Origin of the sequence: Streptomyces sp. NBC_00433, from assembly GCA_036015235.1 — a bacterium.
Lineage (GTDB): Bacteria > Actinomycetota > Actinomycetes > Streptomycetales > Streptomycetaceae > Actinacidiphila.
In genome coordinates this window covers 3,480,578-3,502,036 of sequence record CP107926.1, presented here as the reverse complement: position 1 = coordinate 3,502,036, position 21,459 = coordinate 3,480,578, and the positions used below count along the sequence as shown (strand labels likewise).

Sequence of the window (21,459 nt, the reverse complement as noted above, 5' to 3'; positions counted from 1 at the left end):
ATATGGCCACGATTGCCGAGCCGAGCACCGAAGAAGGCGGTACGCACGGCGGCCCGCTGCTCGACGTGCGCAACCTGCACGTGGAATTCCGCACCAGGGAGGGCGTCGCCAAGGCCGTCAACGGCGTGGAGTACTCGGTCGACGCGGGGGAGACCCTCGCGGTGCTCGGCGAGTCGGGTTCCGGCAAGTCGGTCACCGCCCAGGCGATCATGGGCATCCTGGACTCGCCGCCGGGCTTCGTCACCCAGGGGAAGATCCTCTTCCAGGGCCGCGACCTGCTGAAGCTCGGCGGCGAGGAGCGCCGCAAGGTGCGCGGCGCCCGGATGGCGATGATCTTCCAGGACGCGCTGTCCTCGCTCAACCCGGTGCTGAACGTGGGCGAGCAGCTGGGCGAGATGTTCACCGTGCACCGCGGGATGTCCCGCAAGGCGGCCCGCGTCCGGGCGATCGAGCTGATGGAGCGGGTGCGCATCCCGGGCGCCAAGGAGCGGATCAGGAGCTATCCGCACCAGTTCTCCGGCGGTATGCGGCAGCGGGTGATGATCGCCATGGCCATGGCGCTGGAACCCGAGCTGATCATCGCCGACGAGCCCACCACCGCACTCGACGTCACCGTGCAGGCCCAGGTGATGGACCTGCTCGCGGGACTTCAGCGCGAGTACAACATGGGCCTGATCCTGATCACCCACGACCTCGGCGTGGTCGCCGACGTCGCCGACAAGATCGCCGTGATGTACGCGGGGCGGATCGTGGAGACCTCACCGGTCCACGACATCTACCGGGCCCCCGCCCATCCGTACACCAAGGGCCTGCTCGACTCGATCCCGCGGCTGGACCAGAAGGGGCAGGAGCTGTACGCGATCAAGGGCCTGCCGCCGAACCTGCTGCACATCCCGCCGGGCTGCGCCTTCAACCCGCGCTGCCCGCTGGCGCAGGACATCTGCCGCACCGACGTCCCCCCGCTCTACCGGGTCAGCCAGGACCGGGCCAGCGCCTGCCACTTCTGGAAGGAGACCCTCGGTGACGACAGCGCCGGAGCCGACAAGGCCTGAGCCGTCCGACGGCGGGTCCGCGGACCGCGAGCCGATCCTCCAGGTGCGCAACCTGGTCAAGCACTTCCCGCTGACCCAGGGCATCGTCTTCAAGCGGCAGGTCGGCGCGGTCCAGGCGGTCGACGGGGTGAGCTTCGACCTCTTCCCCGGCGAGACGCTGGGCATCGTGGGCGAGTCCGGGTGCGGCAAGTCCACCGTCGCCAAGCTGCTGATGAACCTGGAGCAGCCGACGTCGGGGGAGATCATCTACCGCGGCGACGACATCACCAAGCTGTCGGGCCGCGCGCTCAAGGCGGTGCGGCGCAACATCCAGATGGTCTTCCAGGACCCGTACACCTCGCTCAACCCGCGGATGACGGTCGGCGACATCATCGGGGAGCCGTACGAGATCCACCCGGACGTGGCGCCCAAGGGCGACCGGCGCAAGCGGGTGCAGGACCTGCTGGACGTGGTGGGGCTCAATCCCGAGTACATCAACCGCTACCCGCACCAGTTCTCCGGCGGCCAGCGGCAGCGCATCGGCATCGCCCGCGGCCTGGCGCTGCGGCCGGAGGTCATCGTCGCCGACGAGCCGGTCTCGGCGCTGGACGTGTCGGTGCAGGCGCAGGTGGTCAACCTGATGGAGCGGCTGCAGGACGAGTTCAACCTGTCCTACATGTTCATCGCGCACGACCTGTCGATCGTGCGGCACATCTCCGACCGCGTCGGCGTGATGTACCTGGGCAAGATCGTGGAGATCGGCTCGGACGCGGAAATCTACGTGCACCCCACGCACCCGTACACCCAGGCGCTGCTGTCCGCGGTGCCGGTGCCCGACCCGGAGGCGCGCGAGCACCGGGAGCGCATTATCCTGACCGGCGATGTGCCCTCGCCGGCCGACCCGCCGTCCGGGTGCCGCTTCCGCACCCGCTGCTGGAAGGCGCGGGAGCGCTGCGTGGTCGAGGAGCCGCTGCTCGCGGTGCCCGAGGTCTTCCGCGGCACCGGCGGTCCCGCCGAGCACGACTCGGCGTGCCACTTCGCGGAGGAGAAGCAGGTCGTGGTGCGCGGGGAGTGAGACCGGCCCGCGCGGGGCCCGTACGGGTCCGGGCCGTACGGACCGCGCCGGGGCCGTTCGGCGCGGTCCGTACGGCGGCTCACATCGGACGGTCGGAGACGTCCTCGATCGCGGCGAGTGCCGGGTCCATCACGATGTCCTCGCCGCGGGCGGCGATCGTGGGCTCCTCGGGGAAGTGGCAGGCGGTCAGGTGCCCCTCTTCCGAGCCGCCCAGCTGGATCAGCGGCGGCTCCTCGGTGGCGCACTTGTCCGCGGCCTTCCAGCAGCGCGTACGGAACCGGCACCCGGAGGGCGGGTTGATCGGCGACGGCACGTCACCGGCCAGCCGGATACGCTCCCGCTCGCGCTCCTCGCCCTCCAGTTGCACCTCGGGCACCGCCGACAGCAGCGCGTGGGTGTAGGGGTGGCGGGGGCGCTGGTAGATCGAGTCGCGGTCGCCGACCTCCACGATCTTGCCCAGGTACATCACCGCGACCCGCTCGGAGAAGTGCCGGACGATCGCCAGGTCGTGTGCGATGAAGAGGAAGGCGATGCCGAGATCGCGCTGCACCTGCTGGAGCAGGTTGACCACCTGGGCCTGGATGGAGACGTCCAGCGCCGAGACCGGTTCGTCGGCCACGATCAGCTTGGGCTCCAGCGCCAGCGCCCTGGCCACCCCGATGCGCTGCCGCTGGCCGCCGGAGAACTCGTGCGGGAAGCGGTTGAAGTGCTCGGGATTGAGGCCGACGGTCTCCAGCAGCTCGCGGACCCGCTTCTCCCGGCCGCCGGGCGGGTTGATCGCGTTGATCTCCATCGGGCCGCCGATGATGGTGCCCACCGTCTGCCGCGGGTTCAGCGACGAGTACGGGTCCTGGAAGATCATCTGGATCTCGGACCTGACCGGCGCCAGTTCCTTGCGGGTGGCGTGCGAGATTTCCTGGCCGCGGTAGCTGATGCTGCCCGCGGTGGGTTCCAGCAGCCGGGTGATCAGCCGCCCGGTGGTGGACTTGCCGCAGCCGGACTCGCCGACCAGGCCGAAGCTCTCGCCGGCCCGTACGGTCAGGTCGATGCCGTCCACCGCCTGCACCGCGCCGACCTGGCGTTTGAACGGGAAGCCGCCCATCACGGGGAAGTGCTTGGTGAGCCCGCTGACCTGCAGCAGGGTCTCGCCGGGCGGTTCCGCGGGGTCGGCCGCCGCCGGCGCCTTGGACAGTGAGATGTCGTTGCTCATGGGATGCCTGCCTGCCACTCTTCTCTCTCGGCCTGACCGGTCAGCCGAGCCGCGGCTGAATCGTCTCGATGAACACGGACCGCTTCTGGTCGTCGGTGAGATGGCACGCCGACCCGCGGCCGTCCGGCAGTTCCGGCCGCTCGTGGGCGCAGCGGCCGCCGCCGACCAGGTCGGTGAAGCCGCAGCGCGGGTGGAAGGCGCAGCCCGGCGGTGGGGAGAGCAGGCTCGGCGGCGACCCCGGGATCGGCGTCAGCGGCTCCGTCACGTCCGACATCAGCCGCGGCATCGACCCCAGCAGGCCCCAGGTGTACGGGTGCTGCGGCGAGTGGATCAGCTCGCGCACCGAACCGCGCTCGACGGCCCGTCCCGCGTACATCACCAGCAGGTCGTCGGCGACGTTGGAGACCACGCCCAGGTCGTGGGTGATCAGGATGATCGCCGAGCCGAACTCCTGCTGGAGGTCCTTGAGCAGGTCGAGGATCTGCGCCTGCACGGTCACGTCCAGCGCGGTGGTCGGCTCGTCGGCGATCAGCAGGTCCGGGTTGCACACCAGCGCCATCGCGATCATCGCCCGCTGCCGCATACCGCCGGAGAACTGGTGCGGATAGTCGTCCACCCGCAGCTTGGGCTGCGGGATGCCGACCTTCTCCAGCATCTCGATGGCCCGCTGCCGGCCCTCCCGCTTGCTGACGCCCCGGTGCTTCATATACGGCTCGGCGATCTGCCGCCCGATCGTGTAATAGGGCGACAGGGCGGTCAGCGAGTCCTGGAAGATCATCGCCATCTTGTCGCCGCGCAGCCGTTCCAGGGTGCGGTTGCCCGCCCCCGTCAGTTCCTCGCCGTCCAGCAGGATCTCGCCCGCCACCTCCGTGGTGGCCGGGTTGTGCAGCCCCAGCACGGTCAGGTTGGTCACCGACTTGCCGGAGCCCGACTCGCCGACGATGCCCAGCGTCTGGCCGCGGCGCAGGTCGAACGACAGCCCGTCCACGGCCTTGACGACGCCGTCCTCGGTGGAGAAGCGCACGTACAGGTCGCGTACCGACAAGAAGGCGTCGGACGCGGCCGGGGTGGCACCCTCTGCGGATTCCTCCGGTTTGGTCATGGTGGTCACTGACGGTCTCCTAGGACAGCCGCACGCGCGGGTCGATGAACGCGTAGGCGGCGTCCACGAGGATGTTGAAAAGGACGATCAGGGCGGCGCTGAAGAGCATCACGCCCATGAGCATGGGCAGATCGGTCTTGTTCACCGAGTCGATCGCCAGCCGCCCGAGGCCGGTGAGCTGGAAGGTGTACTCGGTGATCATCGCGCCGCCGAGCAGCGACCCCAGGTCGATGCCCAGGATGGTGACGATCGGGATCAGCGATCCGCGCCAGGCGTAGCGGAAGAAGACATAGGCGCTGGACATGCCCTTGGCACGGGCGGTGCGGACGTGCTCCTCCTGGAGCTGCTCGATCATCGTGGAGCGCGCCATACGGGTGTAGTTCGCGGTGAACAGGATCGACAGCACGCACCACGGGATGAGCAGGCCGCTGAACCAGGAGATCGGACTCTGGGTGATCGGGACGTACTTGGGCTGGTCCAGGATGTGGTTGTTGTAGACCAGCAGGGCCAGCACGATCGGGCCGACGAAGTAGATCTGCATCGAGCTGAGGACCAGCGACGCGGAGCTGAAGACCTTGTCGACCAGCGTGCCGCGCTTCCAGGCGGCGAGCATGCCGGTGCCGAGGCCGAAGAGCAGGAAGACCACCATGGAGCCGAGCGCCAGCGACAGCGTCGTGGGCAGCCGGTCCATCAGGGTCGGCCACACCGGCTCGCTGTTGGCGAAGGAGTAGCCGAAGCAGGGCGCGGGGCAGTTGCCGGTCGAGAAGCGGTGACCGGTGAAGATCCGCACCATGTAGTGGTAGTACTGCACCGGCACCGGGTGGTCGAGGCCCAGGTTGTGGTGGATGATCTTGAGGTTGTCCGGGGTGCAGTTCTTACCGCAGGACAGCAGCGCCGGATCATGCGGTATCGCGAAGAACAGCAGGAACGTGAAGGCGCTGATGAACAGCAGAATGACCACAGCGCCGAGCGTCCGGCGGACGAGGAATCGAAGCATGGCGGTCGCAGCTCTCTGAGGACGGCGGCGGTGGTGGATCCGGCGGCGCCCCGGTGGAGCCGGACGGTGTCCGGCTCCACCGGGGCATCATGCCGGCGCTTACGGCTTGAGGTAGAGCTTGGTGGCGTCGATGCCGGCGGACATGTTGTTGTAGACAGCCCCGCCGATCTTGGAGCCGAACAGCTGCAGCTCCTTGTAGTAGACGGTCGGGACACCCGGGATGACCTTGGTCATCAGGTAGGTGTTGAGGTCGAACCAGGCCTTGGCCGCCGCTGCAGGGTCGGTGAGGGTCTCGATCCGGTCGATCTCGCTGTTCACGTGCGCGTCGTTGACGTGCCCGTAGTTGGGCGCCTGGTCAGCGATGGTCCGGCCGTCGAAGACCGGCGGGATCACCGTCAGGGCGCTCGGCCAGTCGGCACCCCACGCGGACGCGTAGATGTCGTACGGGTTGTCCACCTTGCCGATCAGGTCGTAGTACGTGTCGGACGGCAGCTCCTTGCGCTGCACGTCGAAGCCGGCGGCCTTCAGGGCGGCGGCGATCGTCACGGAGTACGTCTGGCCCGCGGTGGTGTTGATGTACGCGTAGGTGATCTTGGTGTTCAGCTTGCCCGCGTCGGTGAGGATCTTCTTGGCCGCGACCTGGTCGCCGTTGGGGTTGGCGATCTTGCCCAGCGGGTCGGCCTTCTGGTAGCCGGCCAGCGCCGGGCTGATGAAGCCGCCCGCGTACTCGGCGCCGTAGGACGCGCCGAGCGCCTGGTAGACGGCCTTGGTCGGGATCGCCAGCGCCAGCGCCTTGCGGATGTTGATGTCGGTGATCTTCTTCATGTTGAAGGCGACCTGGCCGACGAAGGGCTGGTAGCCGGCCACCGTCCGCTTGTAGATCGCCGGAGTGCCGACCACGGTCGGGGTGTTGTCGGTGTCGACGGTGTTGTCGAAGCTGACCGAGGTCTGGTTCTCACCCGAGTCGGACATCAGCCGCTTGGTGGAGTCCTCGTTCTGGTGGTTGAACGTGATCGCGAAGGAGTCCACGTACTGGTGGCGGCTCGCGTCGGTGGTCGGGTCCCAGTTGGGGTTCTTCACCAGGGTCATCGACTTGCCCTGGTCGAAGGACTTGATCATGTACGGACCCGAGGCGACCGGCGTCTTGTCGTACTTGAGCTGGGTGTCCTTCGCCGAGTCGACCACCGAGTAGCCCGGCATCGCGAACAGGTACGGGGTGTCGGTCTCCGGCTTCGGGAAGTGGAAGACGATGGTCTTCGCGTCCGGCGTGGCCAGCAGCGTGTCCGGCAGGTGCTTGCCCTTGTACGGGCCGTCCGGCAGCAGCTTGCGGTAGTCGGTGCCGCTGACGTTGGCCAGCCACTGCTGGAGGTAGGCCGGGCCGTTGGTCACGAACGGGGCGAACATCCGCTCCACCGACCACCGGATGTCCTTGGACGTGATCGGCGTTCCGTCCTGGAACTTGATGCCGTCCTTGAGGTGGTAAGTCCAGGTCTTGCCGCCGTCCGACTGCTCACCGCTGTTGGTGGCCAGGTCGCCGACCACCGTGTACTTGCCGGCGTTGTCCAGCTTGTACGACGTCAGGCCGCGGTGGATCAGGGTCGCGAGCTGGCCCTCGTTCGACACGTAGATCTGGGCCGGGTCGAGGTGGGTGTAGCTGTCGCGCTCCAGCACGTTCATCGTGCCGCCGCTCACCGCGCCCGGGACGGGCTCGGCCGGACCCTTCGATGCGGCGTCGTCACCGAAGCTGATCTGGGACGCCAGCTGCTGGGCACTCTTGCTCTGCTTGGCCCTCGCGTCCTTGTTCTCGGTGGTCTTGTCACCACCACCCCCGCCACTGCTGCATGCGGTGAGGACCAGCGCGCCGGCGGCGACCGCCACCAGTGCGGCCCGGGTTCTACGCACGTAGAGTCTCATATCGGTTGTTGCACCCCTGTCCGTTGATGCTGTGAGCTGCCTTATCGGCCCGGTGCGGGGCGACGCCGCCCCCACAACGGTGTCCCTAACGAGCGGCCTTCGGGTCGAAAGCGTCCCGGACCGAGTCCCCGAGCAGGTTGAAGGCGACGATGAAGACCACCATCGCGATGCCGGGGAAGAACATGTAAGTGAGGTCGTTCTGGTAGACCTCGGCGCCGCGTGCGAACATCCGTCCCCAGTCGGGCGTGGGCTCCACGAGCCCCACACCGAGGAACGACAGTCCGGCTTCCGCGGTCACGAAGGTCGGCAGCATCAGAGTGCTCTGCACCAGGATCGGCGTCACCAGGTTCGGCAGCAGTTCGCGGCGGACGATGCGCCACGACGAGGCCCCGGTGACCCGGGCCGCCTCGATGAACTCCCGTTCCCGCAGGCTCAGTACCTGACCGCGCAGCAGCCGGGACAGGCCCATCCAGCCGAGGAACCACTGCACCGCGATCAGCGCGACCACCCGCAGATACGTCGGCGTCTCGTTGACCGGGCTCACGAAGAGCGCGGTCACCACCGGCATGACGGCGACGAAGAACAGCTGCGCGGGGAAGGCCATCAGCAGGTCGGTGATCCGGCCGACGAAGTAGTCCATCTTGCCGCCGAGGTAGCCGGCCGAGATGCCCAGCAGGATCGCGGTGACGGTCACGGCGATCGTCACCGCGAGCGCGATGCTCAGCGAGGTGCGGATCCCGTAGACCAGCTGCATGAAGACGTCCCGCCCGAGGTTCGGCTCGACGCCGAACCAGAACTTGCCGCTCACGCCGCCGTTCGGCGCGATCGGGTAGCCGAAGTCGTTGAGCACGCCCGGCTCGTTCTGCCCGTACAGCGTGTACGGGTCCTTGCCGTAGAGCTTCGAGATGACCGGCGCGAGGATCGCGACCACGAAGAAGAACCCGACCACGTAGGCCGAGATGACCCCGGCGCGGTCTCGTTTGAACCGTCGCCACATCAACTGGCCTGGCGACCATCCGACCAGCTCGGCCGGCACCGCGACATCGGCGGTGGTGATCTCATCCGGTTCCCCGGGCGGACCGGAGACCGTGGTCTCGGTGGAACTCGTCATCGCGATAGCCCCCGCAACGGTAATGGGACGGCGCGACGGGTTGGCGCGTCGCGAGTTGCCCGGACTGTCGCAATGAAAGCAACTTCCAGTCAAGAGGGTGCGGAAGGAAGAAAGCGTGACCGACTGCTTCTTGAGCGAACATTGAGCAGATCGTCTTCCGGATGTGCTTGACAACCCTCTGGCGGAGCGGGCTTGTCGGACTTGTCCGGACCAAACGCGTTAACATGCGGGCAACTTGACTGTCGTCTGACCGATATACGGACCCCCCGTCTTGCTGTCCGTACGCCTGCTCGGCCGGACCTTCGCCTGGGGGTACCCCGACTCGCCCCCGGAAAAACGAAAGCCCCCTCCGACAGGGTCGGAGGGGGCAGTGGCCGAGAGGCGGAGGGTCAGGCCCCCGTGGCGAGCGAGCGGCGGAGGAAGTCGACCTGGAGGAGCAGCAGGTTCTCCGCGACCTGCTCCTGGGGGGTCATGTGCGTGACGCCGCCCGACAGCGGGAGGACCTCGTGGGGCCGGCCGGCCGCCAGCAGGGCCGAGGACAGCCGGAGGGTGTTCGCCACCAGCACGTTGTCGTCGGCGAAGCCGTGAACGATCATCAAAGGCCGCGCGGGGGAGGCGAGCTGGGGGATGCCGTCGGCGGTCACGACCGAGTTGAGGTCGTAGGCCTCCGCCTGCTCGTCCGGGTGGCCGAGGTAGCGCTCGGTGTAGTGCGTGTCGTAGAGCCGCTGGTCGGTCAGCGGGGCGCCCGCGACCCCCGCGTGGAAGACGTCCGGGCGGCGCAGCACCGCGAGCGCGGCCAGAGTGCCGCCGAAGGACCAGCCGCGGATCGCGACCCGGCCGAGGTCGAGCGGGAAGTCCTCCGCGAGCGCGTGCAGCGCGTCGATCTGGTCGTCGAGGACCACCTCGGCGAGCCGGCCGCCGGAAATGCCCTTCTCCCACCCGGGGGAGCGCCCGGGGGTCCCGCGCCCGTCCGCCACGACCACCGCGAAGCCCTGGTCGGCGAACCACTGCGAGACCAGGTGCGGGTTGTGCGCGGCCACCACGCGCTGGCCGTGCGGACCCCCGTACGGGTCCATCAGCACCGGCAGCGGGCCGTCGCCCTCGGCATAGCCGGAGGGCAGCAGCACCGCACACGGGATCTTCCGCTTCCCGGCCTCGGCGAAGCGCACCCGGGCGGTCAGCGACGGCGTCTCGGCGTACGAGGCCACCTCGGCGACCTGGCGCCCCGCGCGCAGGACGCGGACCGCCGCACCCGGGCGGTCGGGCACCGCGGAGACCAGCACGGTGACCTCGCCCGCGCGCACCGCCGAATGCACCCCCGGCTCCTCCGTGACGCGGACAGGACCCTCCGCGGTCACCCGGTGGACGTGGATCTGCCCGGTCTGCGGGTCGGCGGCGTCAGGACCCGCCGAGGCGCTGACCAGGATGTCGTCGCCGCCCGCGTCCAGCAGCGCCCGCACATGCAACTCGCCGCCCGTCAGGGCGGCCTCACCCGCCATCAGCACCCGGACGCCGTCCACGTCCGTGATCCGCAGCAGTGTCCCGTCGGGCCGCAGAGCCGGAACCCCGGGGAAAAGATCAAGCCAAATTCGATCTTCCTCGGCGACCGCGGTGCTGGTCGCACCCGTCGCGAGGTCCACCGTCAGGTAGTGCTGGGTGCGCTGGTCGCGCGCCTGGACCAGCAGCACCGGCGGCCCCGCGGCCGTCCAGTGCACCGCCGCCAGATACGGGAAGCGCTCCCGGTCCCACGTCACGTCCCGCCGGCTGCCGTCGAGGCCGAGCAGCGCCAGCGACACCTCGGCGTTGGCCGTGCCCGCCGCCGGATAGGCCACCTCGACCGGGGCCCGGTCGGGCTGCGAGGGCTCGGAGATCCAGCGCCGCGCCACCCCCGACTCGTCCACCCTGGCGGCCAGCAGCGCGGAGCTGTCCGGCGCCCACCAGAAGCCCCTGGAGCGGCCCATCTCCTCGGCCGCGACGAATTCCGCGAGCCCCCACGACACCTGGTCGCCGTCGGGCTCGGCAAGGGCGCGCTCGCCCGCGCCGTCCGCCGCGACCACCCGCAGCGCGCCCCCCGCCGCGAAGGCCACCCACCGGCCGTCCGGCGACGGCCGCGGGTCCACCACGGGACCCGGCACCGCCACCTCGCGCGCACCGCCGCCGCCGGGCAGCAGCGAGGCGGTGAACAGCCGCCCCGACAGCGCGAAGGCGGCGACCGCCACGGCGCCGTCCACCGCATAGGCCACCACGCCCGCGGAACCCTCCCTGCTGCGCTCCCTGCGGGCCCTCTCGGCCGCCGGCAGGTCCTCGGGCGAACCGCCCAGCAGCGCCACCGGGTCGGCCGCCACACGCTCGCCAGGGGCCCCCTCGCCCGCCGCCGGCAGGTCGAGCACCCACAGCAGTTGGGCGGTGTCCGTACCCGACCGCGACCGCAGGAAGGCCACCCGCTCGCCCCCGGGCGCGACCGCGAAGGCCCGCGGCGCCCCCAGACTGAACCGCTGCGTCCGTGCGTGCTGCCGCGGGAATGAGAGGTACGTCATACCCGGCACAGTAGGGGGTGCCACCGACAACCGCCTCCGAATAACCGCCGGATGGCCGCGCGAGCCCCCCGACCAGCGCAGCAGCACCCCGTGTCGAAATCGCGCCGGTGGCCGCCGGTGGCCGGATCTGGTCATGCGCCCCCGCGTGCTTCCGTGCTCCGACATATGCGGTGGCACGGAAAGTTATGATCCGTTGCCGTGGGTGGGTAATAAGCATGTGGCAACTGACATGACCCCTGCGTACCTGGAGGTGAGCCGCTGTGGCACTTTCGATTTCGGCGGTGCTGCTGCTGCTGGTCATCGTGGTCCTGCTGATCCGCAGGTCCGGCCTGAAGACCGGACATGCCATCGCGTGCACGCTGCTGGGCTTCTACCTGGCGAGTTCGTCCTGGGCGCCACAGATCACCGACCTCACCAACAACGTCGCGGGAATGATCTCCGACATCAAGTTCTGAGGGCCGTCGGCGGGGGTCGTAGGCTTTCGCCATGACCGACCGATCCACCCCGTCCGCACGTCCGGCGCGCCGGCTGTTGCTCGTCCACGCCCACCCGGACGACGAGACGATCAACAACGGCGCCACCATGGCGAAGTACGCGGCGGAAGGCGCCCTCGTCACCCTCGTCACCTGCACGCTCGGCGAGGAGGGCGAGGTGATCCCGGCGGAGCTGGCCCATCTGGCGTCCGACCGGGACGACACCCTGGGCGAGTACCGGATCGGCGAGCTGGGCGCGGCGATGTCGGAGCTGGGCGTCACCGACCACCGCTTCCTCGGCGGCCCCGGCCGCTACCGCGACTCCGGCATGATGGGCGTCGCCGAGAACGAGGTGGCCGACTGCTTCTGGCAGGCCGACCTCGACGAGGCGGCGGGCCACCTGGCCGAGGTCATCATGGACGTGCGCCCGCAGGCGATGGTCACCTACGACGACAACGGCGGCTACGGCCACCCCGACCACATCCAGGCCCACCGGGTCGCCCTGCGCGGCTACGAACTGGCCGCGGACCAGGGCCACCGGGTGGACCGGGTCTTCGAGATCTGCACCCCGCGCTCGGTGGTCGAGGAGGGCTTCGCCCGGCTCGCGGCGGCCGGCCGGGACTTCCCCTTCGAGGGCATCGCCTCCCCGGACGACGTGCCGGGCGTCGTCGACGACGACCAGGTGACCGTGGTGGTCGACGGCAGCGCCTACACCGGCCACAAGACCGCGGCGATGCGCGCGCACGCCACCCAGATCGCCGTGGACGGCCCGTTCTTCGCGCTGTCCAACGACCTCGGGCAGCCGTTCTCCGCGACCGAATACTATCGCCAGGTGCGCGGTGAAACCCTCGGCGGCGGGTCCGCGGGCGGCCCGGCCGGCGACCTCTTCGACATCGACGGCGGCCACGACGGCCGCGGGAGCGCGTCATGACCACCCCCGTCACACTCGGCCGCATCCTCGGCTACCTCGGCCTCGCCGTCCTCGGTGCCCTCGTCGCGCTCGCCGGGGCGCTCGTCCAGGACGGCTGGTTCCCCGGCGGGCTGTTCCTGGCCCTCGCGGGCTGCGCCGCCCTCTTCTACGGCGGCCTGAAGGCCACCGGCAGCCGCGTCGGCGTGGCCGTGCCGGCCGCGATCTGGCTCATCTCGGTGCTGCTGCTCAGCTCCACCCGATCCGAGGGCGACTTCCTCTTCGCGGCGGGCGCCTCGGCCTACCTCTACCTCCTCGGCGGCGCCCTGGCCGCGGTGATCTGCGCCACTCTGCCCCAACTGACCTCATCCGGGGCGAATACCGCCTGACTTGGCGGGCAGGGGCAAACGCATGGTTGGCTGAGCCCGAGCGTTCCGGCCGACCAGGGTCGCGGTGACCGGCAGGTCGGTATGGTGGGCCCGCCGGCGAGCCGCAAGCGGAGAACAGTGTCGGGCGGCGAAGCTAACCGGGAGAGCCTGCTTTGACTCGTGAAACAGACAGTTCGTCCTCAGGGCCCCAGGGCCGCGGCGGTGCCGCGTACCCCTCAGGGACCCCGCCCTACGGCAGCCGACCCTTCCCCTCCCTGCACCCGCAGGAGCGGACGCGGCCGCCGGGCGCACCGGACGACGGCACGGAGCAGGACGCCGAGTCCGCCTCCCCGCCGCCGGCCGAGGAGCCCAGGACCGAGACGACGCTGACGACCCGGATCCGTATCAACATCCCGGGCTCGCGCCCGATCCCGCCGGTCGTCGTCCGCACGACCGTCGACGACTCCGCGGCCGTCGCGGCGGCGGCTGCCGCCGCCGAGGCACCCGCGCAGGCCGGGCCCGCCCCCGAGGCGGAGGCCCCGCAGGAGCCCGAGCCGGAGAAGACCAGCGACTGGTTCGCCCCCCGCAAGCCGTCGGCGGCGCAGCCGCCGGCCGGCCCGGCTCCGGCGTCGCCCTTCGGGCCGGACGGCGCGTCCCCTTACGGGCAGGACGGCACATCGCCTTACGGGCGTGACGACACGTCCGGCGGCATGACACTGCCGTTCGGCGAGGGAGCGGTGCCCGGTGGGGCGCCGGCCTCGCCGTACGGGCAGGGGGATCAGGCCGCGCCCTTCGGGCGGGACGAGACGCCGGCCCCCGGGACGGGGGAGTCGACGGGGAACGTGCCGCTGCCGGTGCGCAATCCCGGCGGTGGCAGGGGAGCGGGGCCCACGGGCGGTTCCGGCACGCCGGTGTCGCTCTTCGGCGTCGCCCCTGACGAGTCGACGGGCAGCACGCCCTACCTTCCGCCGCCGGTCGGCTCCGCCCCCGGCGAGGGCGAGGCGGCGCGCGGGCCGCACGACACCCCGCCGGGCGGCTTCGCCGCCCCCTTCGCGAACGAGGCCCCGCCCTTCGGCGCCGGTTCGCCCTTCGACACCGGGGCGATGCCTGTTGTGGACGACGGTCGTTCGCCGTACGACACGGGGTCGCAGTCGTTCGACACGGCGGCGATGCCCGTTGTGGACGACGGTCGTTCGCCGTACGACACCGGGTCGCAGCCGTTCGACACGGCGGCGATGCCCGTTGTGGACGACGGTCGTTCGCCGTACGACACCGGGTCGCAGCCGTTCGGCACCGCCGACTTCCCGCCCGGGGTGCCGCGGCCCAGCGAGGAGCCCTTCCCGGGCGACGAGGACCCGCTCGGCATGCAGCCGTACGGCCCGACCGCCGGCCCCGCGACCGGCACCATGAACGTCCCGCCGGTCACCCCGGAAGCGGCCCGGCCGCCCACCGGGCCGAACGGCTTCCGCCCGCCCGTGCCCGCGTCCGGGCAGGGACCCGCCTCCGGCGACACGCTGGTCAGCGGCATCCCCGCGGTGCCGTCCGGCGAGTCCCGCCAGCCCCGGCAGGCGCCCCAGCGGGCCGCCGCGCCCGGCCCCGCGCCCGCGCCCGTCCGTACGGCACCGGCACCGGCCCCCGCGGCCGAGGCCGCGCCGCCCGCCGCCGCCCGCCCGGCGAAGAAGAAGGGCCGCTCCAAGCCGGTGCTGCTCGTCGTCGCCATCGGCGTCGTCCTGGTCGTGGGCTACGGCGCCGGCCTGCTGATGAACCACGCCGACGTCCCCAAGGGCACCACCGTGCTCGGCGTGGACATCGGCAACCAGAAGCGCGACGCGGCCGTCAAGATGCTCGACACCGCGCTCGGCAACCGCGCCACCGCGCCCATCCAGCTCACCGTCGGCGGCCAGAAGCGCAGCCTCAAGCCGTCCGTGGCGGGCCTGTCCATCGACACGGACGCCACCGCGCGGGGCGTGGCGCACGCCGACTACAACCCGGTGTCCGTCATCGGCTCCCTCTTCGGCGGCAGCCGCACCGCCGACCCGGTCTTCGTCGTCGACGAGGACAAGCTCAAGGCCGCCCTCCAGTCGCTGGCCGGCACGGGCAGCGGCGGCAGCGACGCGATGGTGCGCTTCGAGGACGGCAAGGCGATCGGCGTGCCCGGCACGCCCCGCAAGACCGTCGACGTGGCCGCCGCGACCGCCCAGGTCGAAGCGGCCTACCGCACCCGCGCGGAAACGGGCGCCGACACCCCGGTGGTGCTCCCCGCCACCACCGCGCCTCCGAAGGTCTCGCAGGCCGAACTCGACAAGGCGGTCAACGGCTTCGGCAAGACCGCGATGTCCGACCTGATCACCATCCGGGCGAATGTGAACCAGAAGATCAAATTCAGCCCGAACAAGTCCGTACCGAAATTCCTCACGATGCGTGCCACCTCTGACGGCGCACTGGCCCCGCACATAGACCTCGACACGCTTAAGTCGCTGTACGGGAAGACGTTCAAGGGTGTGCTGCTGAAACGAGCTGACGGCTCGGCCACCTCGGTCACTCCGGAGGACGTGGCCGCCGCGGTCGTGAAGGCTCTCGGTTCCCCGACCGATCGTACGGTCACGCTGCCTGAGGTCGTCGGCTAGGTCCGTATCGGGCCACGCCGGCCAGCCGCGACGCGAAGTCCGTGACGCCGTCCGCGGCGGCCGGCACCCGGTCCACCGGGTAGGCCTTGGGGTGCAGCTCGCAGGCGAGCCCGACCAGCCCGCGCACGGTCACCTCCTCCATGAGCCCGCCGGTCGGCGGCATGGACCCGGGCTGCCCGGCGGCGATCGCCTGCGCGGGCGTCGTCCCGAGGACCCGCACGGACCCGCGGTCGGCGTTCCTCAGCCCTAGCGGCAGGTCGAGCGCGGTGGACTTCCCGGCGCCGTTCGGCCCGAGCAGGGCCACGGTCTCCCCGGGGTGCAGCCCAAGGCTCAGGCCGGCCACCGCGTGCACGGCACCGTAGCTCTTGTTCACATCGGTGAACGCCACGACGGGCACCTGGCCGTCCGCCGTCCGCCCCGTCGCACTGGCCGTGGTCGTGGTCGCTGTCATGGCCCCGGCTTCGCGGGCGGCGGGGGCGCGTCGGCAGGGCCGGAGGTCGTGTCTTCGCCATGACAGATGTCATACGGGTGCCCCGCGGGCGGCTCCCGCGCCGTTCGGGTGCGACAAGCGGCCGGGTGCGGTGATCGGCGCGAAAATGGGGATGAGCAGTGGGGAGGGGGGTGCTGGCTGAGGCGGGTGATGCGTTGATGGCTGCCGTGTGCGGCGAACCGGGCGACGACCCGGCGGACGACGAACGGCTGGGCCTGCTCGAAGCCGCGGAAGACCTCGGCGTCGGGGGCCTGCTGCGCCTCGCGCTGCAACAGGCCGTCGCCGCCCTCTGCGGCTTCGGCGGGCTCGCCCACCTGCGCGGCACCGAGGAGGGCACGCTGAGCCTCGCGGCGGTGACCGGTCTGCCCCCCTCGCTTGCGGCCCGCTGGAACGACCTGCGGTACGACGCGGGCACAGCGCCCTCAGGCGCGGTGACGAGCCTCGACGTGACGTGGGACCCGCGGTGGCCCGTCGGCAACGGCGCGGCCGCGGCAGGCGGCGGCACACCCCAGGCCAGGTGGGTCATCGGCGCAGTGGCACCGCCCGCGCCCGGGGGAGGCGCCGACCTGCCGGGCGGCGTCGTGTCCGCCCCGATCGTGATCAAGGGGGAGGCCGTCGGCGCCCTCTCCGTCTTCGCCGGAGCCCTCCCGGACGCCAGGCAGCAGCGCTTCCTCACCCGCCTGGCCGCCTTCGTCGGCAGCCGGCTGCCGCGGGCCCGCCCCCGGGGTACCGGCACCGCGCCCTGGTGGCAGGAGCCGAGCGGCACGCGGGAGGTCATGCAGCAGATCAGCGTCGGCACCTGGACCTGGCACCTGGACAGCGGGCTGCTGGAGATCGACGAGGTCACCGAGGAGCTGATCAGAGCGGCCGGGCTCGACCCCGCCGCCTGGGACCACCGGATCGAGTCCTGGATGGCCCGCATCCACCCCGACGACCGGCCCGGCGTCCAGGGGGCCATCGAGAACTCGCTGGCGACCGGGGCCCCCTACGCCGTCGAATACCGCGTCCTCGACGCCCAGGGCATCGCCAGCTGGCTGGAGCTGCGGGCCGGCTTCGAGTACGACGACACCGGCCGGCCGGTGTGCATGGTGGGCACCGCCTGGAATGTCACCGACCGCCGCAGCGTACGCGCCTGGCTCGTCGGCCTGCTGGAGCAGCACCCGGACCCCATGCACGTGCTGACCGCCGAGGACCGCGTCGAATGGGCCAACCACGCCGCACGCGCGCTCGGTGACGGCCGGGGCGCCAAAGTGGTCGGCGAGATCCCCTGGGAGAAGCAGCCGGAGCTCGCCGGCCACGGCATCCCCGAGCTGCTGGCCAGGGCCAGGGCCGCCCCCGGGGCCCCGGTGAGCACCGAGCTGACCTTCCGCGACGAGTCCAGCGGGCGGATCGCCTGCTGGCGGGTGCGCGCCGTCGAGGTGGGCGGCTTCGTCGCCACCCAGATGGCCGACATCTCCGAGCAGAAGGCCACCGAGGCGGCCGAGGCCGAGCGCGGCCGCCGGGTGAGCGAGCTGAACCAGGCACTGATCGGCGCGGTCGACACCCGGGACGTGGTCGCGGCGATCACCGAGCACGTACTGCCGCTGGTCGCGGCCCAGGGCCTGATCGTGCACGACCTCACAGGCCCGGCGCCCCGGCTGGTGGCCGCCACCGGCTACTCGGCGGAATTCCGCGCGGAGCTGGAGGCGCCCGGCTGGCCGCAGCGGCTCGCCGACGCCACCGACATCACCGCGCCGCGGTATTTCTCCTCGATCGCCGAACTCGACGCGGACTCGCCCCGGCTCACGCCGCTCGCCCGGCACGGCGGCAAGGGCGCCTGGGCCGTGCTGCCGCTGATCGTCGGCGACCGCAGGGTCGGCTCCTGCATCATCAGCTGGCCCGCGGCCCGCCGCTTCACCGAGCAGGAGAAGACCTTGCTCGGCACCGCCGGTGTGATCATCGCCCAGGCGCTCGGCAAGGCGCGGCTCTACGAAGAGGCCAGGCACCGGGCCGAACGCCTGCAGAAGGAGCTGCTGCCCGGCGAGCTGCCCGACACCCTCGCCGTCAGCGGCGCCTCCCGCTACCGGCTGGCCGCGGGCGAGGACGTCGGCGGCGACTGGTTCGACACGGTCCCGATGCCCGGCGGCCGTACGCTCGCCGTCATCGGCGACGTCAAGGGCCACGGCCTCGAACAGGCCATCGCCATGGGCATCATGCGGCACGCGGTGCTCACCGTCGCCGCCCTCGACCTGCCCATCGACGAGATCATGGCCCACCTCAACGACGTCGCCGAGCGGGTCGGACCGCTCACCGCCAGCAGCATGCTGGTGCTCTACGACGCCACCACCGGCAGCTGCCGGATCGCCAGCGCGGGCCACCCGCCGCCGATCCTGGCCAAGCCCGGCGGCAAGGCCCACGAGGTGGACCTGCCCACGGGCGAGCCGCTCGGCAAGGCGCAGGTCCCGGCGCCGGTCGTCGAGATGGTGCTGCCCGAGGACAGCGTCCTGGTCCTCTACAGCGACGGTCTGGCCGGCGGCGGCGACGGCGCCGCCGAGCCGCTCGCCGACCTGCTCACCCGCTACGCGGCCGACGCCCCGCTCCCGTCCGCCCCCGACCGCCGCGGCCCGTGGCTCGACACGCTCTGCGACATGATCACCGAGCAGCTGCCGCCCGACCCGAGCCGGCAGGACGACGCGGTCCTGCTGGCGCTGGCCATGGGGCGGGTCCCCGAGGACCGCATCGCGGCCTGGGACCTGCCGTGGGCGCCCGAATCGGCCGGGCGCGGCCGTGACCTGGCCGCCGGGACCCTCGCCGACTGGGATCTCGCCGGCCTCACCGACACCGTCAGGCTGGTGGTGAGCGAACTCATCGGCAATGCGGTCAGGCACGCGGTCGGCATCGGCACGAACGTCGGCGACGACAGCGACGAAGCCGGGCTGCTGCGGCTGCGCCTCTTCCAGCACCCCGACGACACCGTCACCTGCGAGGTCTACGACGGCTCCCAGGCCACGCCGCGGGTGCGCCACCCGTTGCTCGACGACGAGTTCGGCCGCGGCCTGCAACTCGTCGCCGTCACCGCCCGCAGGTGGGGCACCCGCTACACCGAAGGCGGCAAGTGCATCTGGGCGGCGGTCGGCCTGTGACCGGCCCGGCGGGAGATCGACCTGTTCGGCGGGTGCCGGGCCGGCCGCGGCGCTCGTTGGTCCCGGCATGACGCACGCACCCATGCCCATCCCCGTCGCCGCGGCCCTGGAGGCCGCCAACGCCGGCGCCATCGAGGACTTCCTCGCCGCCTTCGGCGCCGACGGCGCCGTGGACGACTGGGGCCGCGAATTTCGTGGCCACGAGGCGATCCGCGGCTGGAGCGACGCCGAATTCATCGGCAAGCAGGTCCGGCTGGAGGTGACCGGTTGCCGCACCGACGGTGACACGACGACCGTGAGCGCGCAGGTCGGCGGCAACGGCTACAACGGCCCCTCCGACTTCGCCTTCACCGTACGAGACGACCGCGTCGCCTTGATGCGCATCACCGGCTGACCCCGGCCCGCACCCCCGGGGTGACTGCCCCTTGCGCCGCGTCGCCTGCCCCCGGCCCGGTGGGTGGCCTGTCGCCTGAAAAACCAGGGGCGAACGCTGGGCGCCGGAGGACGCAGGCCACAAGGGGCGCGGGGAACTGCGCGCCCCGCCGGAGAGGCGGGAAAGAAGGCAACGCCACAGCAAGGGGCAATCACCCAGGGGCGCGGGTGACTGCGCGACCAGCCACCCACCGGGGCGCGGGTGGGGACGCGACAGCACCCCGCAGGGGGTCAGTTGAGGTGGGCTCGGGCGGCGCGGGCGCGGGAGCGGATCGTGGACGCCGACTCGGGGTCGAACGCGCCGATCAACTCCGCGTAGGAGTCCATCTCCGCGGCCCCGCCAAGAAAGTCACCCATCGTGACAAGCAGCTGCGCCCGCTCGTAGCGCAACTTGGCGGGGTGCCGCGGAAGCAGCAGCGTGAGATCGAGCGTCCAGAGCTGGACGGCCCGGTGCTCGGGCCGCGGCGCGGCCCACGCGCGGATGTTGTTGAGGATGCGCTGGACGACGTCCAGCGGGTCGGCCGGGTGGAAGACGTCACCGCCCGCCGCGAGCAGCTCGGCGTCGGTGCGGGACATGAGGCGCCCGGCGTCGAAGGGGTCGACCAGGACATGCTCGCCGTCGGGGTCGCCGAGGCCGACGGCGAAGTGGCCGGGGAGGGCGACACCGTAGACGGGGGCGCCGGCGCGGCGGGCGACCTCGATCCAGACGACGGAGAGCAGGATGGGCAGGCCGCGGCGCCGCCGCAGCACCTCCTGGAGGAGGGAGGAGGACAGCCGCTGGTAGTCCTTGGGGGTGCCGTGGAAGCCGTGGCCGACGCCCAGGACGCGGTGCAGGGCGGCGGCCCAGTCCATCGGGGTGGCCAGGCCGTGCGGGAGCAGCCCGGCGAGCCGGTCGAGTTCGATCTGCGCGGTGTCGGCGGCGGCGCCGTCCAGCGCGGGGTCGGCGCGGGCGCCGATAAGCAGGCACATTTCGGCCAGGTCGGGCCGTTCCTCGCGGGCCGCCGCGGCGAACCGCGCGGCGGCCGGTTCGGGTTCGGGGTCGGGTGGCGGGGTCATGCCGCCGGTCGCCGGTAGTGGTAGCCGTGGTGGTCGCTGAAGCCGAGCCGGTCGTAGAGGGCGCGGGCGCCCTCGTTGTCGGCCTCGACCTGGAGATACGCGGCGGTGGCGCCCTCTTCCGCGGCCCGCCGGGCGAGCGCGCCCATGACGGCGGTGGCCAGGCCGCGCCGCCGGTGCGACGGTATGACCTCGACGGCCCCGAAGAGCGCCCAGGGCCCGTCGACCACGGCCCGCCCGATCGCGCCGGGCATGGTGGCGAACCATACGGACGGCCCACCGGTGACGACCCTGAGCGCCACCTCGGCCAGGTCCCCGGTGCGGTGGTAGGCGGCCAGCCATTCGGCGTCCGGTGTGCGGGACAGCGCGGCGGGCCCGTCGGGCAGCCGGGTGAGCGGGGCCAGCGGCGCGGTCCTGACCAGCGTGTCGGCCTCCCGCGACCAGCCGCGCTCCGCCGCAGGGGCGGCGTAGGGCGAGGAGTCGGGCACTTGCAGATACGGTGTCGCGCCGCGCTCGCCGTACCACCGCACGACCTCGGCCAGCGCCTCGTCCAGAGGCATCCCGGGGTCGCCGGCGACGAGCACCGAGTTGGCCCGCCGGGTGAAGCCGCCGGAATGGCGCAGCGTCCAGCCGCCGAGCGGGGCGGTCTCGGTGGCGGGCCACGCCCGCGCGGCGATGGCTTCCATCTCCTGGTCCGTCGCCCCGGGCACGGCCGGCGCCCGCCGCACCGGCGCGGGCGGGACAACCTTGCCCGCGACGAGGGCGGATTCCGCGATACGGACGGTTTCGCCGGTCCTGCGCGTGATGTGCACCACTCCCTCGTCCCAGGATGCGAGAACACCGACCGTATCGGTGAAGGTCGGACGCCCGTGAGTTACCTCGGCCAGCTGCCGTACGGATACGCGTTTTCCCACGTCAGCGGGGGTGATCCGGAGTTCGAGTCGAGCGCCGGCCGAGAAATCCGCTGGCATGCGTGCCCCTCCTGTTCGGTTCGTGCCCAGGAACGGAGA

Annotated in this window: 16 protein-coding genes and 1 pseudogene; 8 read left to right on the top strand and 9 right to left on the bottom strand. The window is 71.7% G+C overall.

From position 1 onward, the window contains the following. The first annotated feature begins 2 nt into the window (after positions 1-2). Positions 3-1,052, top strand: a complete 1,050-nt coding sequence (locus OG900_14430) for an ABC transporter ATP-binding protein (protein WUH91182.1) — start codon at positions 3-5, stop codon at positions 1,050-1,052. Beyond that, entirely contained in the window at positions 1,021-2,106 is a 1,086-nt protein-coding gene (locus OG900_14425; protein ID WUH91181.1) for a dipeptide ABC transporter ATP-binding protein, read from the top strand. Before OG900_14430 ends, OG900_14425 begins: the two co-directional genes overlap by 32 nt. A gap of 79 nt (positions 2,107-2,185) precedes the next feature. On the opposite strand, the gene OG900_14420 is transcribed toward OG900_14425, so the two are convergent. The 6 genes from OG900_14420 to OG900_14395 form a co-directional block, all read right to left on the bottom strand. Further along, positions 2,186-3,316, bottom strand: a complete 1,131-nt coding sequence (locus tag OG900_14420) for a dipeptide ABC transporter ATP-binding protein (GenBank protein WUH91180.1) — start codon at positions 3,314-3,316, stop codon at positions 2,186-2,188. A 40-nt stretch (positions 3,317-3,356) separates the two neighbouring features. Beyond that, entirely contained in the window at positions 3,357-4,427 is a 1,071-nt protein-coding gene (locus tag OG900_14415) for an ABC transporter ATP-binding protein (GenBank protein WUH91179.1), read from the bottom strand. Positions 4,428-4,437: 10 nt separating this feature from the next. Beyond that, entirely contained in the window at positions 4,438-5,415 is a 978-nt protein-coding gene (locus tag OG900_14410; GenBank protein WUH91178.1) for an ABC transporter permease, read from the bottom strand. A gap of 99 nt (positions 5,416-5,514) precedes the next feature. After that, positions 5,515-7,329 carry an ABC transporter substrate-binding protein gene (locus tag OG900_14405; GenBank protein ID WUH91177.1) on the bottom strand — a complete coding sequence of 605 codons (1,815 nt, stop codon included), beginning with the start codon at positions 7,327-7,329 and terminating at the stop codon, positions 5,515-5,517. A gap of 85 nt (positions 7,330-7,414) precedes the next feature. Further along, positions 7,415-8,440, bottom strand: coding sequence for an ABC transporter permease (locus OG900_14400; protein WUH91176.1), 1,026 nt, complete (start codon positions 8,438-8,440; stop codon positions 7,415-7,417). Between the two features lie 389 nt (positions 8,441-8,829). Then, entirely contained in the window at positions 8,830-10,977 is a 2,148-nt protein-coding gene (locus OG900_14395) for a prolyl oligopeptidase family serine peptidase (GenBank protein ID WUH91175.1), read from the bottom strand. Between the two features lie 260 nt (positions 10,978-11,237). On the opposite strand from OG900_14395, the gene OG900_14390 reads away from it, so the two are divergent. The 4 genes from OG900_14390 (at position 11,238) to OG900_14375 (ending at position 15,352) form a co-directional block, all read left to right on the top strand. After that, on the top strand, positions 11,238-11,432 hold the full coding sequence (locus tag OG900_14390; protein WUH91174.1) for a hypothetical protein: 195 nt from the start codon (positions 11,238-11,240) through the stop codon (positions 11,430-11,432). Positions 11,433-11,463: 31 nt separating this feature from the next. Next, entirely contained in the window at positions 11,464-12,381 is a 918-nt protein-coding gene (gene mshB, locus OG900_14385; GenBank protein ID WUH91173.1) for an N-acetyl-1-D-myo-inositol-2-amino-2-deoxy-alpha-D-glucopyranoside deacetylase, read from the top strand. Continuing rightward, positions 12,378-12,746, top strand: coding sequence for a DUF6113 family protein (locus OG900_14380; GenBank protein ID WUH91172.1), 369 nt, complete (start codon positions 12,378-12,380; stop codon positions 12,744-12,746). Before mshB ends, OG900_14380 begins: the two co-directional genes overlap by 4 nt. A 152-nt stretch (positions 12,747-12,898) precedes the next feature. After that, positions 12,899-15,352: a hypothetical protein gene (locus OG900_14375; GenBank protein ID WUH91171.1), complete on the top strand. Its 2,454-nt coding sequence runs from the start codon at positions 12,899-12,901 to the stop codon at positions 15,350-15,352. 40 nt (positions 15,353-15,392) lie between these two features. On the opposite strand, the pseudogene OG900_14370 reads toward OG900_14375, so the two are convergent. Continuing rightward, a pseudogene (locus OG900_14370) lies at positions 15,393-15,803 on the bottom strand (ATP-binding cassette domain-containing protein). 197 nt (positions 15,804-16,000) lie between these two features. On the opposite strand from OG900_14370, the gene OG900_14365 reads away from it, so the two are divergent. Then, positions 16,001-18,964, top strand: a complete 2,964-nt coding sequence (locus tag OG900_14365; protein WUH91170.1) for a SpoIIE family protein phosphatase — start codon at positions 16,001-16,003, stop codon at positions 18,962-18,964. Positions 18,965-19,031: 67 nt separating this feature from the next. Beyond that, positions 19,032-19,358, top strand: coding sequence for a nuclear transport factor 2 family protein (locus OG900_14360; protein WUH91169.1), 327 nt, complete (start codon positions 19,032-19,034; stop codon positions 19,356-19,358). A gap of 269 nt (positions 19,359-19,627) precedes the next feature. Here OG900_14360 and OG900_14355 read toward each other — a convergent pair whose 3' ends face one another. Next, positions 19,628-20,452, bottom strand: coding sequence for a transglutaminase-like domain-containing protein (locus tag OG900_14355; GenBank protein ID WUH91168.1), 825 nt, complete (start codon positions 20,450-20,452; stop codon positions 19,628-19,630). Further along, positions 20,449-21,420: a GNAT family N-acetyltransferase gene (locus tag OG900_14350; GenBank protein ID WUH91167.1), complete on the bottom strand. Its 972-nt coding sequence runs from the start codon at positions 21,418-21,420 to the stop codon at positions 20,449-20,451. The genes OG900_14355 and OG900_14350 overlap by 4 nt, the downstream gene beginning before the upstream one ends. Positions 21,421-21,459 lie beyond the last annotated feature (39 nt).